This window comes from Labrys okinawensis (assembly GCF_002982075.1).
GTDB classification, from domain to species: domain Bacteria; phylum Pseudomonadota; class Alphaproteobacteria; order Rhizobiales; family Labraceae; genus Labrys; species Labrys okinawensis_A.
This window is the reverse complement of the sequence record NZ_PUEJ01000007.1, coordinates 24,581-40,998: the sequence shown is the minus strand read 5'-3', so window position 1 is coordinate 40,998 and position 16,418 is coordinate 24,581. Positions and strand designations below refer to the sequence as shown.

Annotated in this window: 16 protein-coding genes; 5 read left to right on the top strand and 11 right to left on the bottom strand. The window is 62.0% G+C overall.

Translation table 11 applies throughout. The features are described 5' to 3' along the window. The first annotated feature begins 8 nt into the window (after positions 1-8). The 4 genes from C5L14_RS30010 to C5L14_RS19290 all read left to right on the top strand — a co-directional run bounded on the left by C5L14_RS30010 (position 9) and on the right by C5L14_RS19290 (position 2,908). Entirely contained in the window at positions 9-278 is a 270-nt protein-coding gene (locus tag C5L14_RS30010; protein WP_146126964.1) for a hypothetical protein, read from the top strand. A gap of 387 nt (positions 279-665) precedes the next feature. Then, positions 666-932 (top strand): CPCC family cysteine-rich protein, encoded by a 267-nt coding sequence (locus C5L14_RS30970; RefSeq protein WP_105863708.1) that lies wholly within the window; start codon positions 666-668, stop codon positions 930-932. 482 nt (positions 933-1,414) lie between these two features. Continuing rightward, positions 1,415-2,302 (top strand): YghX family hydrolase, encoded by an 888-nt coding sequence (gene yghX / locus C5L14_RS19295; RefSeq protein ID WP_105863707.1) that lies wholly within the window; start codon positions 1,415-1,417, stop codon positions 2,300-2,302. Between the two features lie 210 nt (positions 2,303-2,512). Then, positions 2,513-2,908, top strand: coding sequence for a hypothetical protein (locus C5L14_RS19290; protein ID WP_146126963.1), 396 nt, complete (start codon positions 2,513-2,515; stop codon positions 2,906-2,908). A 227-nt stretch (positions 2,909-3,135) separates the two neighbouring features. Here the strand turns inward: C5L14_RS19290 and C5L14_RS19285 are convergent, their stop codons facing one another. The 11 genes from C5L14_RS19285 to C5L14_RS19235 form a co-directional block, all read right to left on the bottom strand. Further along, on the bottom strand, positions 3,136-3,792 hold the full coding sequence (locus tag C5L14_RS19285; protein WP_105863705.1) for a response regulator transcription factor: 657 nt from the start codon (positions 3,790-3,792) through the stop codon (positions 3,136-3,138). A gap of 866 nt (positions 3,793-4,658) precedes the next feature. Further along, positions 4,659-5,429: a TerC family protein gene (locus tag C5L14_RS19280; protein ID WP_105863704.1), complete on the bottom strand. Its 771-nt coding sequence runs from the start codon at positions 5,427-5,429 to the stop codon at positions 4,659-4,661. 436 nt (positions 5,430-5,865) lie between these two features. After that, positions 5,866-6,681 (bottom strand): IclR family transcriptional regulator, encoded by an 816-nt coding sequence (locus tag C5L14_RS19275; protein ID WP_105863703.1) that lies wholly within the window; start codon positions 6,679-6,681, stop codon positions 5,866-5,868. A gap of 64 nt (positions 6,682-6,745) precedes the next feature. Beyond that, positions 6,746-7,945 carry an aminotransferase class V-fold PLP-dependent enzyme gene (locus C5L14_RS19270; protein WP_105863702.1) on the bottom strand — a complete coding sequence of 400 codons (1,200 nt, stop codon included), beginning with the start codon at positions 7,943-7,945 and terminating at the stop codon, positions 6,746-6,748. 35 nt (positions 7,946-7,980) lie between these two features. Next, complete coding sequence (locus C5L14_RS19265; protein ID WP_105863701.1) at positions 7,981-8,472, bottom strand: RidA family protein; 492 nt, start codon at positions 8,470-8,472, stop codon at positions 7,981-7,983. A 34-nt stretch (positions 8,473-8,506) separates the two neighbouring features. After that, positions 8,507-9,499 carry an ABC transporter ATP-binding protein gene (locus C5L14_RS19260; RefSeq protein ID WP_245443434.1) on the bottom strand — a complete coding sequence of 331 codons (993 nt, stop codon included), beginning with the start codon at positions 9,497-9,499 and terminating at the stop codon, positions 8,507-8,509. After that, entirely contained in the window at positions 9,496-10,503 is a 1,008-nt protein-coding gene (locus C5L14_RS19255; RefSeq protein ID WP_210203269.1) for an ABC transporter ATP-binding protein, read from the bottom strand. The genes C5L14_RS19260 and C5L14_RS19255 overlap by 4 nt, the downstream gene beginning before the upstream one ends. 8 nt (positions 10,504-10,511) lie before the next feature. Beyond that, positions 10,512-11,735: an amidohydrolase/deacetylase family metallohydrolase gene (locus C5L14_RS19250; protein WP_105863699.1), complete on the bottom strand. Its 1,224-nt coding sequence runs from the start codon at positions 11,733-11,735 to the stop codon at positions 10,512-10,514. 3 nt (positions 11,736-11,738) lie between these two features. Then, the gene (locus tag C5L14_RS19245) at positions 11,739-12,602 is read right to left on the bottom strand and encodes an ABC transporter permease (protein ID WP_105863698.1); all 864 of its coding nucleotides are present in this window, start codon (positions 12,600-12,602) and stop codon (positions 11,739-11,741) included. Beyond that, positions 12,602-13,543: an ABC transporter permease gene (locus C5L14_RS19240; RefSeq protein WP_105863697.1), complete on the bottom strand. Its 942-nt coding sequence runs from the start codon at positions 13,541-13,543 to the stop codon at positions 12,602-12,604. The genes C5L14_RS19245 and C5L14_RS19240 overlap by 1 nt, the downstream gene beginning before the upstream one ends. 182 nt (positions 13,544-13,725) lie before the next feature. Continuing rightward, on the bottom strand, positions 13,726-15,258 hold the full coding sequence (locus C5L14_RS19235; RefSeq protein WP_428832641.1) for an ABC transporter substrate-binding protein: 1,533 nt from the start codon (positions 15,256-15,258) through the stop codon (positions 13,726-13,728). A gap of 371 nt (positions 15,259-15,629) precedes the next feature. On the opposite strand from C5L14_RS19235, the gene C5L14_RS19230 reads away from it, so the two are divergent. Continuing rightward, a complete protein-coding gene (locus C5L14_RS19230; RefSeq protein ID WP_245443433.1) occupies positions 15,630-16,388 on the top strand; it encodes a potassium channel family protein in 759 nt (252 codons plus the stop codon). Positions 16,389-16,418 lie beyond the last annotated feature (30 nt).

Here is a 16,418-nt window from a genome sequence, read left to right as displayed (position 1 = left end):
GAAGGCCAGTGATCAAGTCAGTCTGTGCCGCGGCGGCCCTCGCATTGGGCCTCGCAACCAGCGCTCTTGCCGCTCCAAATGGGGTGGTCACGCGGGAAAACCAATGCAGCATATCACGGCTCCAGCAGATGCAGCTCAGCGTGGACGGGATCCGGGATCCGCTGAGACACGAAGCGGCAGCCGAGGAATTGGGCATGGCGGTGGCCCTGATGCGGGACAACGATCCTGATGGATGCATGATCCATCTCAGCAACGCAGCGGAATATGTGACGCCGTGATGAGAAAGGGCGCCAGAAAGGCTAATGCAGTTCACTTAAGCGTTTCGGGGTGCTCGACCTTTGTCATTGCCGGGCTTGACCCGGCAATCCAGCTCTCCGACGGTTCATCCGTGCGGCTTCTGGGTAGCCGGGTCAAGCCCGGCTATGACAAATTCGGAGCGGTTCCTGCTTAAGTGAACCGTATTAGCCAGAAAGCGCCCTTTTTCCTGACGTCGGTACACGGGGCAAAGCTCTCCATCGGCCCGCTGAACCCTCGATTGGCAAATCCCTGACCGCCTATAGGCGAAGTAAATGTGTAATATTATCGATTAGAACCTGTGGGATGCGTCAATGACTCACGATCGAAGTGGTTTGGCGAGCAAATAGGTCTTCGGTTGGGACTTTCAAATGACTTCGCAGCACATCGTCGGACTCTCTGGCCCGAATTCCTTCCGGTGCCCCTGTTGCCGTTACTGGACACTAAGTGAGCGCGGTGGCTACGAGGTTTGTCCAGTCTGCCACTGGGAGGACGACGGCCAGAACGATCATGATGCCAGTCAGGTCCGTGGAGGCCCCAATGGTCTCCTGTCTCTGAGCCAGGCACGATGCAATTTCGAGCGGTTTGGCGCTGCAGATCCGGAGCGCTTCGCGCGGCGTCATCCTAAGCCTTCATAAGAACGGTTCCCTGAAAGTCCCGCGGCTCTCCAATTCCTTGTTTTGACGCGTTTTCTTAATCGAAAAGTCTATCAACTTTTCTAGAAAACGCTCTATAGCGTTTTGCGATTTGACGGAGTCACCTAGAATCGCAAAGACGCGTCAGAACGACGAGTTAGAGCAAATAAGCGTTCATACCTGAACGCGCTTTGCTCTAGGAGCGTAAGGTGCCCGGTGAAGTTGCTCGAAGGCGGCCGGCGCTGGCGTTGATCCTTTCAATCTTGGCGGAGGCTCTCCGGCCAGGCGGTGTTTTGAAAGCCAACTGGATAATCTGGTGCTCCTGCGTGAGCCAGCAAAATTCCGGCACGACCGGCGATAGATTGGCCCATATGTACGGGCTTCGCGATCTCGCACCCTGGCGACCTCACTTCTCGCCATTGTGAAGTCCCGCCGCCCGGAGATCATGTAGGCTGCTGCCGGATTGGAAAGGGGAGGGACGATCGATGACCCGCATGACGGCCAAGGATTTCCCTCAGGAGCTTCTGGAGCTCTACGACTATTATGCGCATGGCAAGATCTCCAAGCGCGAGTTCCTCGATCGGGCCGGTAAATTCGCCGTGGGCGGCCTGACGGCAACGGCCATTCTGGCCTCGCTGAGCCCGAACTACGCCTATGCGCAGCAGGTGCAGTTCACCGATCCGGACATCGTGGCCGAATACATCACCTATCCCTCGCCCAAGGGGCATGGCGATGTCAGAGGCTATTTCGTGCGTCCAGCCAAGGCGGCCGGTCCCGTCCCCGGCGTGGTCGTCGTCCACGAGAACAGGGGTCTCAACCCCTATATAGAGGATGTGGCGCGTCGCGTGGCCAAGGCGGGGTTCGTTGCCCTGGCGCCCGATGGCCTGAGTTCGGTCGGCGGCTATCCGGGCAATGACGACAAGGGGCGGGACCTGCAGGCCAAGGTCGATCCCGAAAAGCTGATGAACGATTTCTTCGCGGCGACCGAGTTCCTGATGAAGCACAAGTCCGGCACCGGCAAGGTCGGCATGACCGGCTTTTGCTATGGCGGCGGCGTCGCCAATGCCACGGCGGTGGCCTATCCCGAGCTTGCTGCCGCCGTGCCCTTCTATGGGCGCCAGCCCAAGGCCGAGGACGTGCCGCGCATCAAGGCGCCGTTGCTGATCCACTATGCGGAACTCGATACCCGCATCAATGAAGGCTGGCCGGCCTATGAGGCTGCGCTCAAGGCCGGCGGCAAGACCTATGAGGCCCATATCTACCCCGGCGTGAACCACGGCTTTCACAACGATTCCACCCCTCGCTACGACGAGGCGGCGGCCAAGCTCGCCTGGGATCGTACTATCGCCTGGTTCAGGCGCTATCTGGCCTGAGACGTTCTGTCCCTAAACCTTATGTCGGCGCCCCTTCGCGCGCTGCGCTGTCGGACGGATCGCAGAGAGCCCCGGACACTCTCGGCGCCCGATCGCATGGCTTCATCCGGCCCCCGATCGCAGCCATTGCCCGGCAAGCGAGTTAATCTGACTTTCTGCAATTTCTTTGCTACGGGAGGAAAATTCCCTACAAGGTGGGTTGTCTTAGTGTTGAACAGGCGCGACTTATCCAACATGTGCTGCCGTCGCCCTGCCGAGGATGCGAACAACCAAAATATTATTGGATATTGGGCATTTAAGATGCGGAATCCGCCAAAGCTGGACCCCGAATTGCTGCGGGCCTGCTATCTCTCGGGGCAGATGACGGAGGCTCAGTGGCAAGAGCACATCGCCAATGGCGATGTCGAGGAGCTTGCCGGAGCCAAGGATGACGGTGCTTCGATTTCACCCCTAGAAGCCGCGATGATCCTCGGCAAAGAGGCCATGCTGGTGCGTGCCCGTCAGTTCATGGACAAGCACCCCGAACTCTCGGTTGGTGATCTCATGGTCGAATTCGCGCTGCTCGAGGCTGAACTCCTGATAGCGTCGAAAAACCGGGCGGCCTAGAACGATAGTCAGTCAGACTGTTCGGATATCGTTCATGAATTCGACAAGATGGACGCGTCCTTCCGGTCCCGGTCGGATCGAAAACCGCCATATGCGGCAGGCTCGGTTGTTGTCGTCGTCTGAGGAACGTCGCCGAGTCCGGGCGATATTGTCGCAATCCGCAGATTGCGGGAGGTTTGACCCTGAGTAATATTGTTGGATTTTTCGATACTTGATTTATCACTTTCTTATAAATGGAGTGCGTTGAATTTAGGAATGTTATTCATGATCCCATGCACTGACATCATTTCATTCCTTTTCTTGATTCCGAGCTTTCGCATTATATTCATGACATGAACGCCAACCGTGCTTTCTGAAATAGACAGCATGGAAGCAATATCCTTGGATTTTTTTCCCTGTTTGAGAAATGACAGGATTTCGATCTGTCTGTCCGTAAGATTTTTGTCTTGAGTAATTACTTGTTTGCTGTTGTATATAGTCTGCTTTGCAGACAGGAAGCAGTGGGCAGGAATAAAGCTTCCACCTGCGCAAATCATTCGTATCACAGGCATCACGATCTCGAACCCTAGGTTCATCGTTATATAGCCGTTCACCCCGAGCAACATCGATTTCCGGATATACTCTCCCTCTTCGACATCGGTTATGATGATGACTTTGTTCGTGCTCGCGATTTTCATCACTTCCTGCTCGCGAGACGAAATTAGCTCCAATAAATCCTTTAATCCAATCGCAACAAAAATAAATAATACGTCGTTGTCGACCAGATCCTCGGAAGTTGCTTCATCGTCTTCGGCGGTTTCCGAAATACATATATCCGTTGCCCTCAGGGACGAAATTATACAATCTCTTATGAGCTTGTTATTGGAGGCGAATCTTATTTTCATGTCTCTTGTGTGTCCGACTGTCCGACAAGGCAACGTGAAGGAATAAACCCCCAACGCCGTGATACGCGCACGCCCCCGGAGCGGATCATTCCCTCTCTTCCAAGGGTCGCCATCCTCACATTCGGAACAGGCCCCATAATCATCGATCCCTCCGATCGTCTAAGGCGTCTCGATCTGAAACTCTCCTCTTTTCTCGGAGGGCTTTTATGTATTTTTAAATATAAAATTGGTGTAATAAGAAACTTTGCTGACCATGAAGCAAAAATAATTGATATTATCAATAAATTTAACTAATATATACTATATATTTGTCTATTCAGTTACTGACGATAAAAAGCCGAGATCCGATGGCGAGTTGTTAGTGCTTGTTAGCGATAGCAATCTTTATGGGGGCAATAAAGAAAATAGGTTCTCCTTATGCTCCGTAGGCCTCATTTTTTGATGCATATTTATGAACCTGATTGTTTTCTGTTTCCACACTGTGCACTGCGTGTGGAACCGTAACGGCAGATCAACAATTCGTGCCAGAAACAAAGGCGCGCGCGTCGCAAGCGCTGCTTGTGACCTGGAGGGAAGAGGTCCAGGGGGCTGAATGACGCAGACTTTAGCCCGTGATGAGCGGCTTCTTCATCGGGCCGCCAAAGCGCAACTTCGATGATGACGTTCACGTCATCTGGTGGATGATTGCTGATTGATGCCGCTTCGATGCGCATCTCGGCTCCGTTCCTTCCCTGACGGCTCATGCCCGAAGCAGCTCCCGGGCAGGTCACCAGAAATGCCGATGTGGAGGGCGGCAATTGCCCGGCGAGCCCGGACGCCGACATTGCGGTTAGACGAAGACCAGCCGCTGGAGCCTCGCGGCTCGGTCACCGGGTCTCGTTGCCTTGTTTTTGGCGTTTGGCCTTTTTCCTGCGTGTCAGCATGTTCAGCCCCTCGACAAGCGCCGAAAAGCCCATCGCGGCATAGATGTAGCCCTTAGGCACATGATAGCCCATGCCATCGGCTATGAGCGTCATGCCGATCATCAGCAGGAATCCCAGCGCGAGCATGACGATGGTGGGGTTCTTCTCGATGAAGGAGGCGAGAGGCGCGGCTGCCACCATCATCACCGAAACCGCCGCGATGACGGCGATATACATGATCGCGATTTCATCGGTCATGCCGACGGCGGTGATGATCGAATCGATCGAGAAGACAATGTCCAGCAGCAGGATCTGAAAGATGGCGGCGGCCATGGACAACTGCAACGCCTCCCCGACCATGTTGCTCTTATCGTCGTCCACGTCGACGGTATGATGGATCTCCTTCGTTGCCTTCCAGACGAGGAACAGGCCGCCCGCGATCAGGATCAGGTCGCGCCATGAAAAGGCATGGTCGAACAGCGTGAACACGGGCTGCGTGAGCTGGACGATGAAGGAGATCGTCGCCAGCAGCAGCAGCCGCATGATCAGGGCTGCCGAGATGCCTAGACGCCGCGCCCGCGCCTGCTGGTGCTTGGGAAGCTTATTGGTGAGGATCGAAATGAAGATCAGATTGTCGATGCCGAGAACCACTTCCAGCACGACCAGCGTCGCAAGGGCGGCCCAGCCGACGGGGCTGGTGATCCAGTCGAAATGGTGCAGCAGGCTTTCCGGCATAAGGCTCTCTTTCAAGTCTCGTCGGTTGCGGTGGACGGTTGAGGGTATCGGCGGGAAGGCGGCTGGAGCGTTTTTAAGAAAAATCGGCAGGCATTTCGACTGGAAAACGCGTCGTAACAAAGAGTTGGGGAAAAAGTGCGATTCATTGAATCGCACTTTGCTCTACCGGCTACGAGTTCCCGTCGCTTGGCTGACGTAGAAATGAAATCCCGATCATTGCGGTTGTTCAGATAGCCGATCAACTCGGGCCTATCATGATCGACGGCTGACCGGCTCCCAACGTGTGCTGCAGGGCGGCCGGCGGTATTCTCGCCACCGGATGCTCAGGCATTTCGTCGGCGCGCGCAGCATGGAAGGCAGCGGTCTGTGCCTCGATATGCGCTTTGGCGCGCTCGATACGCTCGTTGTTGGAGTCATCGAGAGCTCGGGATGAGCCTCAGCGCCGGGCGTGCCATCCCAGCCGGCTTTCGATGCGCCGGGCGCTTGCCTTGACCAGGGCGATCAGGTCCGGGTCCTTCTGCTCCAGTTTTCGGTCAGGTACCACGATCGAGATCGTCGCGCGGCAGGCGCCCTGATTGTCGCGGATCGGAGCAGCGATGCAGGCGACCGCGAAGTCGGAATCGCCGGCTTGGATCGAAAGGCCCTGCTCGAGGGCATCGGCCGATATCTTCGCCAGCACATTCTGGTCCGTCTCTGCCCGGCCGGTCGGCGAGGCGACCGCCGAGCGCGCGAAGATCGCACGGCGCTCGGCTTCCGGCAGATGGCCGACCAATATGCGGCCGGATGCGGTCCAGTTCAGCGGGCTGCGCGTACCGACGCGCGAGGTCACTTGGAAATGATCCTTGCCCTCTTCCATGGCCAGCACGACCATGTGGTCGCCGTCCCGCCCGCAGATCTGGATGGTCTCGCCCGAACTCTGGGCGAGCTCATGCATCTCCTGTTCCGCCACGGTCAGGAGGTCGAGCGTGCGCGCATAGGTCAGGCCGTAATGGTAGAGGCGGGGCCCGAGCCAGAGCAGGCCGCCATCCTGGCGGTCGAGCATCTCCTTTTCCACCAGGTCGTCAACGATGACGTAGATCGTCGACAGCGGAGCGCCGATATCGCGCGCGATCTCATAGGCGGTAGCGGGGCGCTCGACCTTCTGCAGATAGTCGAGAATCTGCAAGGCGCGGTCGATGCCGCTGGTGCGCGAGCGGCGCCGGGTGGCACCGCCTTCGTTGGCATCGTCACGCTCGAGGGCTGTCGTGGACATGGGATTCAGGGCTTTCCATCACACTTCATTCTATGCCGCGCTCCCGGCATTGAACAAGCAGGGCTCAATCCGGCCATTGCAGAATGGCGGCCTCTTTGGCCAGCAGGCGATCCTCGAAGGGGGTGGCAATCGGCAGATTGGACTTGCGGGCCTGTTCGAGTTCCTCGGTGAGGCGGGCCGCCACGGTATCTTCTTCATCCGGGTGCAGGTTGCAGGGATCGAGAAAGAAATAACCGTGCTCGACCTCGTGATCGCGCACGATCACCGGGCAATCGCCGGCGGCAAGGCGGTCGGCAAGGTCCCAGGCGGTGATGCGGGCTTCCTGGGGATCGACGAAGACCTGGAGCCGGTCGAGCGGATTATTGGTCGGGTCGGGCACGATCACCGCCTTCACGCCCGCCTTGCCGTCGAGGGCCATCACCCAGTAGTCGAGGGCCTTGCGCTCGCGGGCGCGGATGCCATCGTGATCGCGCGTCTTCCAGGCCTGCAGGGCAGCCAGCGTGCCGACGATGCCTTCCTTGCCCACCTTCATGCCGCGGCCGATGCCCCGGTTCTGCAGATAGACATTGCGCACCAGCTCCTTGGGACCGGCCACGATGCCGGAGGTCGGGCCGCCCAGGAACTTGTGGCCGGAATAAAGGACGAGGTCGGCGCCATCGGCCAGGAAGCCCTGGAGATCATATTCGGAGGCGGCATCGACGATAACAGGAATGCCGCGTTCATGGGCGACCTTGGCGAAGATTCTGAGCGGGATCTGCGCATAGTCGACGACGTGGTGGGAGACTACATAGACGGCGGCGGCCGTACGATCGGTGATGGCGCCGGCCAGATGGTAGGCCGAGGCGCTGGTGGCCTGTCCGATAGCGACAACCTTCGCGCCTGCAAGGCGGATCGCCTGCTCGACGGGCGCCCCATAGCTGACCATGTGGCCGGACTGGATGATCACCTCGTTCTTGAGGCCGGTGGTGTCGGGCAGGCGTTCGATGGCGGCCAGATCGGCGCCGGTCATAGCAGCGGCGACGGCGAGGCTGATCGCGGCCGAGCAGGAGGCGGTGATGAAGCCGGCCTCCGCGCCGGTCAGGTTGGCGATCACCGCGCTCGCCTTGCGATGGAGGTCGCCGAGTTCGACGAACTCGCTCAGGATCGCCGAGACCGCCTCCACGGCCGGCGGCACCACGATGGAGGCGCCGAGCGAGGTCATGGTCCCGGATACGTTGATGACGGGCCTCAGGCCGAGGCGGCTGCGGATATCGTTGGCGGGCAAGGAATTGCGCTCCGAAAGGCGAAAGTAGAAGTGGTTCAGTCGATCGCTACGATGGCTTCGATCTCGACGGTGATCTGGCCGGGCAGCGAGCCCTGGCCGACCGCCGAACGGGCATGGACGCCGCTGTCGCCGAAGACTTCGATGAGCAGGTCCGAGCAGCCGTTGATCACGGCCGGATGCTGGGCGAAATCGGGCGCCGCATTCACCATGCCGAACAGCTTGACCACCCGCCGCACCCTGGAGAGATCGCCGAGCGCGTCCTGCATCACGGCGATCAGGTTGATGCCGGTCAGGCGGGCATGCTGATAGGCTTCCTCGATCGAGACTTCGGCGCCGACCTTGCCGGTATGCGAGCGGCCGTCGGCATGGTTCGGCCCCTGGCCGGACAGGAACAGCAATTTGCCCTCCTGCACATGGGTGACGAAATTGGCAATGGGCGCGGGCGCGACGGGAAGTTTGATTCCGAGGGCTGCCAGCCGCTCATAGGGCGAGGCGTGCGGGCGCGGAACCGTCCCGGAAATGGTCATTGAAAACACTCCAATAATGCAAACAGCGCAGTCGTCATGCGAAGAGCTCGGCTTGGCGGATGCAGGCGACGTGGTGCCCGCCGCCGACAGGCTCGACCGGCGGGATGGTGGTCGAGCAGGCCGGCGCGGCGGAGGGGCAGCGGGTGCGGAACACGCAGCCCGACGGCGGGGCGATGGGGCTCGGAATATCGCCCTGCAGCGGCACGCGCGTGCGCCGGCGGGTGGGGTCGGGCACCGGCGCGGTCGCGAGCAGGGCCTTGGTATAGGGATGGCGGGGAGCGGCATAGACCTGCCGGCTCGGTCCCCGCTCCATGACACGGCCGAGATACATCACCACCACCTCGTCGCACAGATATTCGACGACGGAGAGGTCGTGGGCGATGAACAGCATGGTCAGGCCCAGCTTCTTCCTGAGATCGCCGAGCAGATTGAGAACCTGGGCCTGCACCGAGACATCGAGGGCCGAGACGGGCTCATCGGCGACGATGAATTCGGGCTCGACCGCGATGGCGCGGGCAATGCCGATGCGCTGGCGCTGGCCGCCGGAGAATTCATGCGGAAAGCGCGTGGCATAGTCGGGCGACAGGCCGACCAGGTTGAGCAGTTCGGCGACGCGTTCGGCCCGGGCTCTGCCGCGGGGATAGCCACAGGTATCGAGCGCCTCGCCGATGATGGCCGAGATGCGCATGCGCGGATTGAGGCTGGAGAAGGGGTCCTGGAACACGATCTGCAGCCGGCGGCGATAAGCCAGCATCTCTCTGGCGCCGAGGCCGAACAGGTCCACTCCGTCGAAGATGGCCTTGCCGGAGGTCGGTTCGACAAGGCGCAGCACGGAGCGGCCGGCGGTGGTCTTGCCCGAACCGGATTCGCCGACCAGCCCGACCGTGGCGCCGCGGCGGACATCGAAGCTGACATCCTCGACGGCGTGGACGATGCGCCCGTTGCGGGCGGGAAAATGCTTGGTGAGATTCTGCACGCTGAGCAGGGGCGTATCCGCCATGGCCTGGGGCGAGGGGGCAGTCGTCATAGCTCGGCGCTCCGGATGCAACGCGAGAAGCTGGCCGTACCCGTCGGCACCAGCTCAGGAATGGCGGCGCTGCAGGCCTGGAGCGCCATGGAGCAGCGCGGTCCGAAGGCACAGCCGGGCGGCAAAGCGGTGATCGGCGGCACAGTGCCCGGAATGGAATGCAGGGCCTGCCGCTCGCCATTGGCATCGATGTCACGCGCCGCGTCCGGCGTGCAGGCGAGCAGGCCTCTGGTATAGGGGTGGCGCTGACGGGCGAAGAGGTCGTTGACCGGAGCCTGCTCGACGACCCGGCCGCCATACATCACCACCACATCATGGGCGATCTCGGCGACCACGCCGAGATTATGGGTGATGAACAGGATGGACATGCCGAACCCGGCCTGGAGACGGCGCAGCAGGTCGAGGATCTGGGCCTGGATGGTCACGTCGAGGGCGGTGGTCGGCTCGTCGGCGATCAGCAAAGACGGGTTGCAGGCGAGCGCCATGGCGATCATCACGCGCTGGCGCATGCCGCCGGACATCTGGTGGGGATAGTCGTCGAGGCGGGAGGCGGCGTCGGGGATCTCGACATGCTTGAGCATGGCGAGCGCTCGCTGCCTGGCCTCCTGGCGGTTGACCGGCTCGTGCAGGGCGATCATCTCGCCGATCTGGTCGCCCACCGTGTAGAGCGGATTGAGGCTGGTCATCGGTTCCTGGAAGATCATGGCGATCTCCTTGCCGCGCATGCGGCGGAACTGGCGGGGCGTGAAGGCGGCGAGGTCGTGCACGCCGCCGGCCCTGTCGCGGAACAGGATCTTGCCGCCGGCGATGATGCCGGGCCTGGAGAGCAGCCCCATGATCGACAGGCTGGTGACGGACTTGCCCGACCCGGATTCGCCCACCACGGCAAGCGTCTGCCCGCGCTTGAGGTCGAAGGTCACGCCATCCACTGCCTTGGCGGCGAAGCGCTTGGTGACGAACCAGGTGCGCAGGTCCTGGACGGAGAGGATGGTGTCGGGTGCGATCGAACCCGTCATGACTGCCACCCGCAATGAGGGCAGGCGTGCTTGCCGGCCATCGGCGCCTGTGCCGGGACATAGCGCTGCGCGGCGATCGCCTCGGCGCCCAGAATGGCTTGGCGCGGCTCGAACACCTGGGTGAGCCGGCTGAGCGCACCCTGCGAGTCCTTGACGGCGATGTCGGCGTCGACGACATCGAACAGGGTGAACTCGGCGGGCCGGCCCTTGTCCAGCAGCCCATCCGCCTGAAGGCCGATGGCCCGGCGCGGCGCCGTGGTCACGGCGGCGACCACCTCTTCCAGCTTCATGCCGAGCGAGAGCAGCTTCGACATGGTCGTCGCCATGTCCCACACCGCCCCGTCGAGCGAGCGGTTGTGCAGGTCGGTCGAGATGGTCCGGGGTGGCAAGCCGCGCGCCAGGGCCGCCTTGGCGACGTCGAAGGAAAAGGAGGCGCCGCCATGGCCGACATCCAGCACGATGCCGCGCGCCGCCGCGTCCTCGGCGAGGCGATAGAGATCCTCGTCCTCCAGGATCGAACTGCCGGCCTTGCCGTTGAAGCAGTGGGTGACGATGTCGCCCCCCGTCAACAGGCCGAGGACGTCGTCATAGAGCGGGGGCGGCTCGCCGACATGCACCATCAGCGGCAGCTTGAGGACGCGGCCGAGCTTCTTGGCGAGCTTCACCGGCGTCAGGTCCCAGCCGCCGGTGATCACGTGGCTGGCCCGCACCTTCAGGCCGACGATGACGTCGCGGTTCTTCTCGACAGTCGAGATGATGCGCTCGAAATCGATGGAGCGGATGTCCATCAGCTCGCTGACGCGATTGCAGGCGACCAGGCCGATCGAGCCGAGATTGAGGAAGGCGTAGACGTTCTCGCGCGCCGGCTCGATGATGAACTCGCGCAGGCCGTGGAAATTGGCCTCCCCGGCCGAGCCGGCGTCGACCATAGTGGTTACGCCGCGCGCGGCGCCGCATTGCTCGGGGCGGAGCGAGATGTCGGTGCCGCCATACCAGACATGGACGTGAAGATCGGTCCAGCCCGGCGACAGTAAGCCCCCGCCGGCATCGAGGACGCGGATATCGTCACCGGTGGCGATCGAGGCCGCGACCTCGGCGATGCGGCCCTCCCGGTCGACGAGGATGTCGAGGGGCGTGCCGGCCGGGGCCGCGAAGCCGATGGTCCTCGCACCCTTGATGAGCAGCGGCCGGTCGGCGCGGGGGAAATGGTTGCCGATCATGGCTCAGATATCCTTTGCCAAGCGCGGATCGAGGAGATCGCGCAGGCCGTCGCCGACCAGTTGCAGCGACAGCACGGTGACGACGATGGCGGCCCCGGGAAACCACATGAGCCAGCCCGCTTTGTCCATGAATTGGCGCCCGACGCTGATCATGGTGCCCCAGGTCGGCGTGTCGGGCGAAATGCCGACGCCGAGGAAGGACAGGCCCGCTTCGGCGAGGATGGCATTGGCGAAGATGAAGGTGCCCTGCACCAGCAGGGGCGAGGTGACGTTGCGCAGGACATGGCGCAGCAGGATCTTCCAGGTCGGCACGCCGAGGGCGCGGGCGGCCTCGACATAGGGCAGTTCCCGGATGACCAGGGTGGAGGCGCGCACCACGCGGGCAAGGCGCGGGGCATAGACGATGCCGAGCGCGATGACGACGTTGATGGCCGAGGCGCCGAGGGCGGCCACCAGCGCGATCGCCAGCAGGATGTCGGGGAAGGCCATCATCGCGTCGATCAGACGCGAGAGGGGCGTGTCGGCCTCACGGAAGAAGCCCGCGGTGAGGCCGAGCGCGATGCCGATCAGCGAGGCCAGCACCACCACGGCGAGGCCGACGGACAGGGAGGTCTGGGCCGCATAGAGCATGCGGGTGAAGATGTCGCGCCCGAGATCGTCGGTGCCGAACAGATGGGCGAGGCTCGGGCCGTTCAGGCGATTGGCGACCGAGAGCTTGGTCGGCGAATAGGGGGCGACCAGCGGCGCGAGGATCGCGGCCAGGGCGATGACGGTGAGAACGGCAAGACCGATGAAGGAGGTCGGCCGTCTGATCAGGCGGGACAGCAGGCCGGGCGCCGCCTGGTAGGAGGAGGAGATGTCGGCCATCAGTAGCGCACCCTCGGATCGATGAGGAGGTAGAGCATGTCGATGCCGAAATTGACGAGGACATAGAGCCCGGCGATCACCAGCAGGGCTCCCTGGATCACGGGGTAGTCGCGCCGGAGCACGGCGGACACCACGAGGTTGCCGATGCCCGGCACGCCGAACACGGTCTCGGTCACCACGGCGCCGGAGATCAGCAGCGCGGCGGTGAGGCCGATGACGGTGAGGATCGGGATCAGCGCATTTTTGAAGGCATGCCTGATCACCACCCGCCATTCGCTCATGCCCTTGGAGCGGGCGGTACGCACATAGTCGTCCGAGAGCACGTCGAGCATCGAGGCGCGGGTGAAACGGGTGATCAGGGCCGAGGAGACCACGCCCAGGGCCACTGCCGGCAGGACCAGGTGATTGAGGCGCTCGCCAAAGGACGCGCCGGGGCCGCCATAGCCGGAGGTGTCGAACCAGCCGAGCTTCACCGCGAAGATCTGCATCAGGACGAGGCCGAGCCAGAAACTCGGCACGCTGGCGGCGAACATGGCGAGCGTGGTCGCCGCCTGGTCGAACAGCGAGCCGCGCCAATAGGCCGAGAGGATGCCCACCGGCAGGGCGATGATGCTGGCGATCAGCAGCGAGAACAGCGTGAGGAAAAAGGTCGGCTCGGCGCGGGCGGCGAGGGCCTGCGTCACCGGCTGGTTGAGGAAGATCGACTGGCCGAAATCACCCTGCACGAGGCCGAGGACGTAATAGGCGAACTGGGTGATGATCGGGCCGTCCAGGCCGAGCTTGGTGCGCAAGGCGGCGATATCGGCCTCGGACGCGTCGGGCCCGAGCATCATGGCGGCCGGATCGCCCGGCGTGACCCGGACGATGATGAACACGATCGTCACGACGAGGGCCATCACGATGATCATGCCGAGGAGGCGGTGGAGAATCGTGCGCAGCATCGATGGAGCCTTGCGTTGTTCGAGGCCGGAAGATCGCGGGCACCGGCGTCGGATGTCGGCCGGTACCTGCTCTCGAGCTCCCTTTGGGAGAGAAGGGAGCTATGACGTTTGAGCCGCCATCTCTTTCCCTCGGCCGTTGGCCTCGCCGGGAATGACAGATCTAGTTCGGCACGCTGGCGATCTCACTTTCCTTCCAGATAGGCATTCCAGAAATAGGGCCAGGGGGCCGGCGTGACGCCTTTCAAGTTTGGGGCCTGGGCAGCGAGGGCATTGAAATTACCGACCTTGAAGGCGGGCGCCTCGTCATAGAAAGCCTTCTGGACGGCCGGCCAGAGGGCCAGCCGCCTGGCGGGATCGGACTCGGCATTGAAGGCGCCGAGCGCCTCGTGCTTCTTGTCCGAGACCCACCAGCCGGGCGAGGTGTCCGACATGAAGCCGGTCAGGGACGGCTCCGGCAGGAAGGGGCTGTGGGTGATGTAGATGTCCCACAATTTGGGGTCGGTGCGGTTCTTGGTCAGCGTCGCCCATTCCACCACGTCGAGCTGGACCTTGAAGCCGGCCGCCTTGAGATATTCGGCGGCGACCTGCGCCAGCTTGTAGTGGAACTCATATTGGCGGCTGGTCAGGATGCGCAGCGGCTTGGAGCCGTCATAGCCGGCCTCCTTCAGCAAGGCGGCGGCGGCCTCGACGTCGCCCTCCGGCTTGTAGGGCTGCGTTCCTTCCTCGGTATGCCACTTGTAATCCTTGGGATAGAGGGCGCCGTCGACCGAGAAGAATTCCTCCGATCCGAAGGCGGCCAGCATCATGTCCTGCGGCGCCAGTGCCGCCTGGATCGCCTTGCGGATGCGGATGTCGGAGGCGAGGCCTTCCTTGTTGTTCATGAACAGGACCGGCCAGCCGAAGGGCTTCAGCAGGACCGGGGCGGTCTTGCCCTTGGAAATCTTGTCGAAAGCCTCGACGGGCAGGGAGTCGACATAGGCGAACTGGCCGGCGGCGGCGCCTTCGACGCGGGTATTGGGATCGGGCACCGGCACGAAGCGGATCTCGTCGAGATATTGCTTGCGCGCGCCGCCATAGCCATTGGGCTCGCCCGGGCGGGAAGCGTAGTCGTCAAAGCGCGCCAGCTGGATGAACTGGTCGGGCTTGCGCTCCTTGAGCTTGTAGGGCCCGGTGCCGATGAAGCTCGTCAGGGGATCCTGCCCGGCATTCTTGGCCGGAATGATGATCGCCGCGGCATTGTTGAAGGCGAGCAGGGCCAGCAGCGGCGCATAGGGCTTCTTGAGCTTGATGGTGACGGTGTGATCGTCGGTCGCCTCGATGGCGGCGATCATTTCCGCCGTCTGCTTGCCGCGCGTGGCGATCTTCGTCCAGCGCTGCAGCGAGGCGATGACGTCGGCGGAGTTCATCACCGAACCGTCATGGAACTTGATGCCGGTGCGCAGGGGGATGGTGTAGGTCAGGCCGTCGGCCGAGATCTTCGGCATCTCGGCGGCGAGCAGAGGAGTGACGCCCCAATCCTTGTCGAAGGTGAAAAGCGTTTCGAAGATGTGCTGCGAGACGATGCCCACGAGATCGGCGGTCGAGGCCATCGGGTCGAGCGTGGGCGGTTCGCCGACGGTGGCGACATCGATAACGCCGCCCTTGGCGGCATCAGCCCATGCCGGTCCGGCAGCCGGAAGCAGTGTCAGTGCAAGCACGGCAGTCAATCGCGCCAGGCGTCCCATATCGTATCCCCATGTTACATTACTATGTAATCTATAACTTATTTGTGTATCGTTATGCCCTCAATGCCGGGTCCGGTCAAGCTGGTTCGTCTCGCCCGGCCTCCACAGGGTTGGTCGGGAAGCTGCACCTTGTTGTTGAACGCACCCTGGATTTGCCGCTGTGTGAGGGGCGACGCTCCCGACACATGTCGAGGCTGCGCAACCTTGTGAGTAAACAGCGCGAGGGCACAAGAATCGTACGGACTTGACGAAGCGCGACGTTAGGGTAGGGCGGCGTTTTCGCCCAAACGCGCTTGGTCCGATCCGAGCACCGTACACGCATCGGTCGGCCAGGAAAGCCCATGGTTGAGAGGAAATGCGGCATGATCGCGCTCGCTGATATTCGCTATACGCTCCGGGGGCTCTATTTTGGCTCGAGCCGGAAGGCCGTCAGCTTCCAGATCCTGCGCTTCATCATCGATGTCGGCATTCTCGCCTTCTTCATCGCCGGGCCGAGCATGAAGAACGAGGCCTGGCATGCCGCCATCAATGTCATCGTCGCTGCGGTCATCGTGCTTGAACTCGCGGCCAGCGCCCTCGTCGCGCCCAGCCTGAAAAAGTGGGCGCTGCTGCCGATGACCTGGATCGACCTGGCCATTCTCGCCACTTTCGTGGTGCCTGCCTTCTCCAACCTGTTCCTGCGCGTGCTGCGCATCTGGTCGTTGAGCAAGAGCAATCTGTTCACGCTGGCGCTGCGCAAGTCGGGCTATCGGCAGATGGAAGACACGCTACGAGCCGTGATCGACCTCACGGTGTTCCTGTTCCTGGTCTCCAGCTTCGTCTACACCGTGTTCTACGGGAATGGCTTCGAGGGCTATATCCAGGCCCTCTATTTCACCGTCGCCACGGTGACCACGACAGGCTTCGGCGACATCACCCTGCCGGGCAATCTCGGCAAGCTCACCTCCATCGTCGCCATGATCATCGGCGTGTCCCTGTTCGTGCGTCTGGCCCAGGCAATCGTGCGGCCGCACAAGGTGAATTTCAGCTGTCCCCAATGCGGGCTTTCCCGGCATGAGGCGGACGCAGTGCACTGCAAGGCTTGCGGCCATGTCCTGAACATCCCGGATGATGGGGAGTAGGCTCGCTCGATCGAGGTCCGCGGGAGCGCC

Excerpts from the sequence above, each read along its gene's own strand:
- C5L14_RS30970 (WP_105863708.1), top strand. The coding sequence starts at position 666 with ATGACTTCGCAGCACATCGTCGGACTCTCTGGCCCGAATTCCTTCCGG.
- yghX (WP_105863707.1), top strand. The coding sequence starts at position 1,415 with ATGACCCGCATGACGGCCAAGGATTTCCCTCAGGAGCTTCTGGAGCTC.
- C5L14_RS19285 (WP_105863705.1), bottom strand. The coding sequence starts at position 3,792 with ATGAAAATAAGATTCGCCTCCAATAACAAGCTCATAAGAGATTGTATA.
- C5L14_RS19280 (WP_105863704.1), bottom strand. The coding sequence starts at position 5,429 with ATGCCGGAAAGCCTGCTGCACCATTTCGACTGGATCACCAGCCCCGTC.
- C5L14_RS19275 (WP_105863703.1), bottom strand. The coding sequence starts at position 6,681 with ATGTCCACGACAGCCCTCGAGCGTGACGATGCCAACGAAGGCGGTGCC.
- C5L14_RS19265 (WP_105863701.1), bottom strand. The coding sequence starts at position 8,472 with ATGACCATTTCCGGGACGGTTCCGCGCCCGCACGCCTCGCCCTATGAG.
- C5L14_RS19260 (WP_245443434.1), bottom strand. The coding sequence starts at position 9,499 with ATGACGACTGCCCCCTCGCCCCAGGCCATGGCGGATACGCCCCTGCTC.
- C5L14_RS19250 (WP_105863699.1), bottom strand. The coding sequence starts at position 11,735 with ATGATCGGCAACCATTTCCCCCGCGCCGACCGGCCGCTGCTCATCAAG.
- C5L14_RS19245 (WP_105863698.1), bottom strand. The coding sequence starts at position 12,602 with ATGGCCGACATCTCCTCCTCCTACCAGGCGGCGCCCGGCCTGCTGTCC.
- C5L14_RS19240 (WP_105863697.1), bottom strand. The coding sequence starts at position 13,543 with ATGCTGCGCACGATTCTCCACCGCCTCCTCGGCATGATCATCGTGATG.
- C5L14_RS19230 (WP_245443433.1), top strand. The coding sequence starts at position 15,630 with ATGATCGCGCTCGCTGATATTCGCTATACGCTCCGGGGGCTCTATTTT.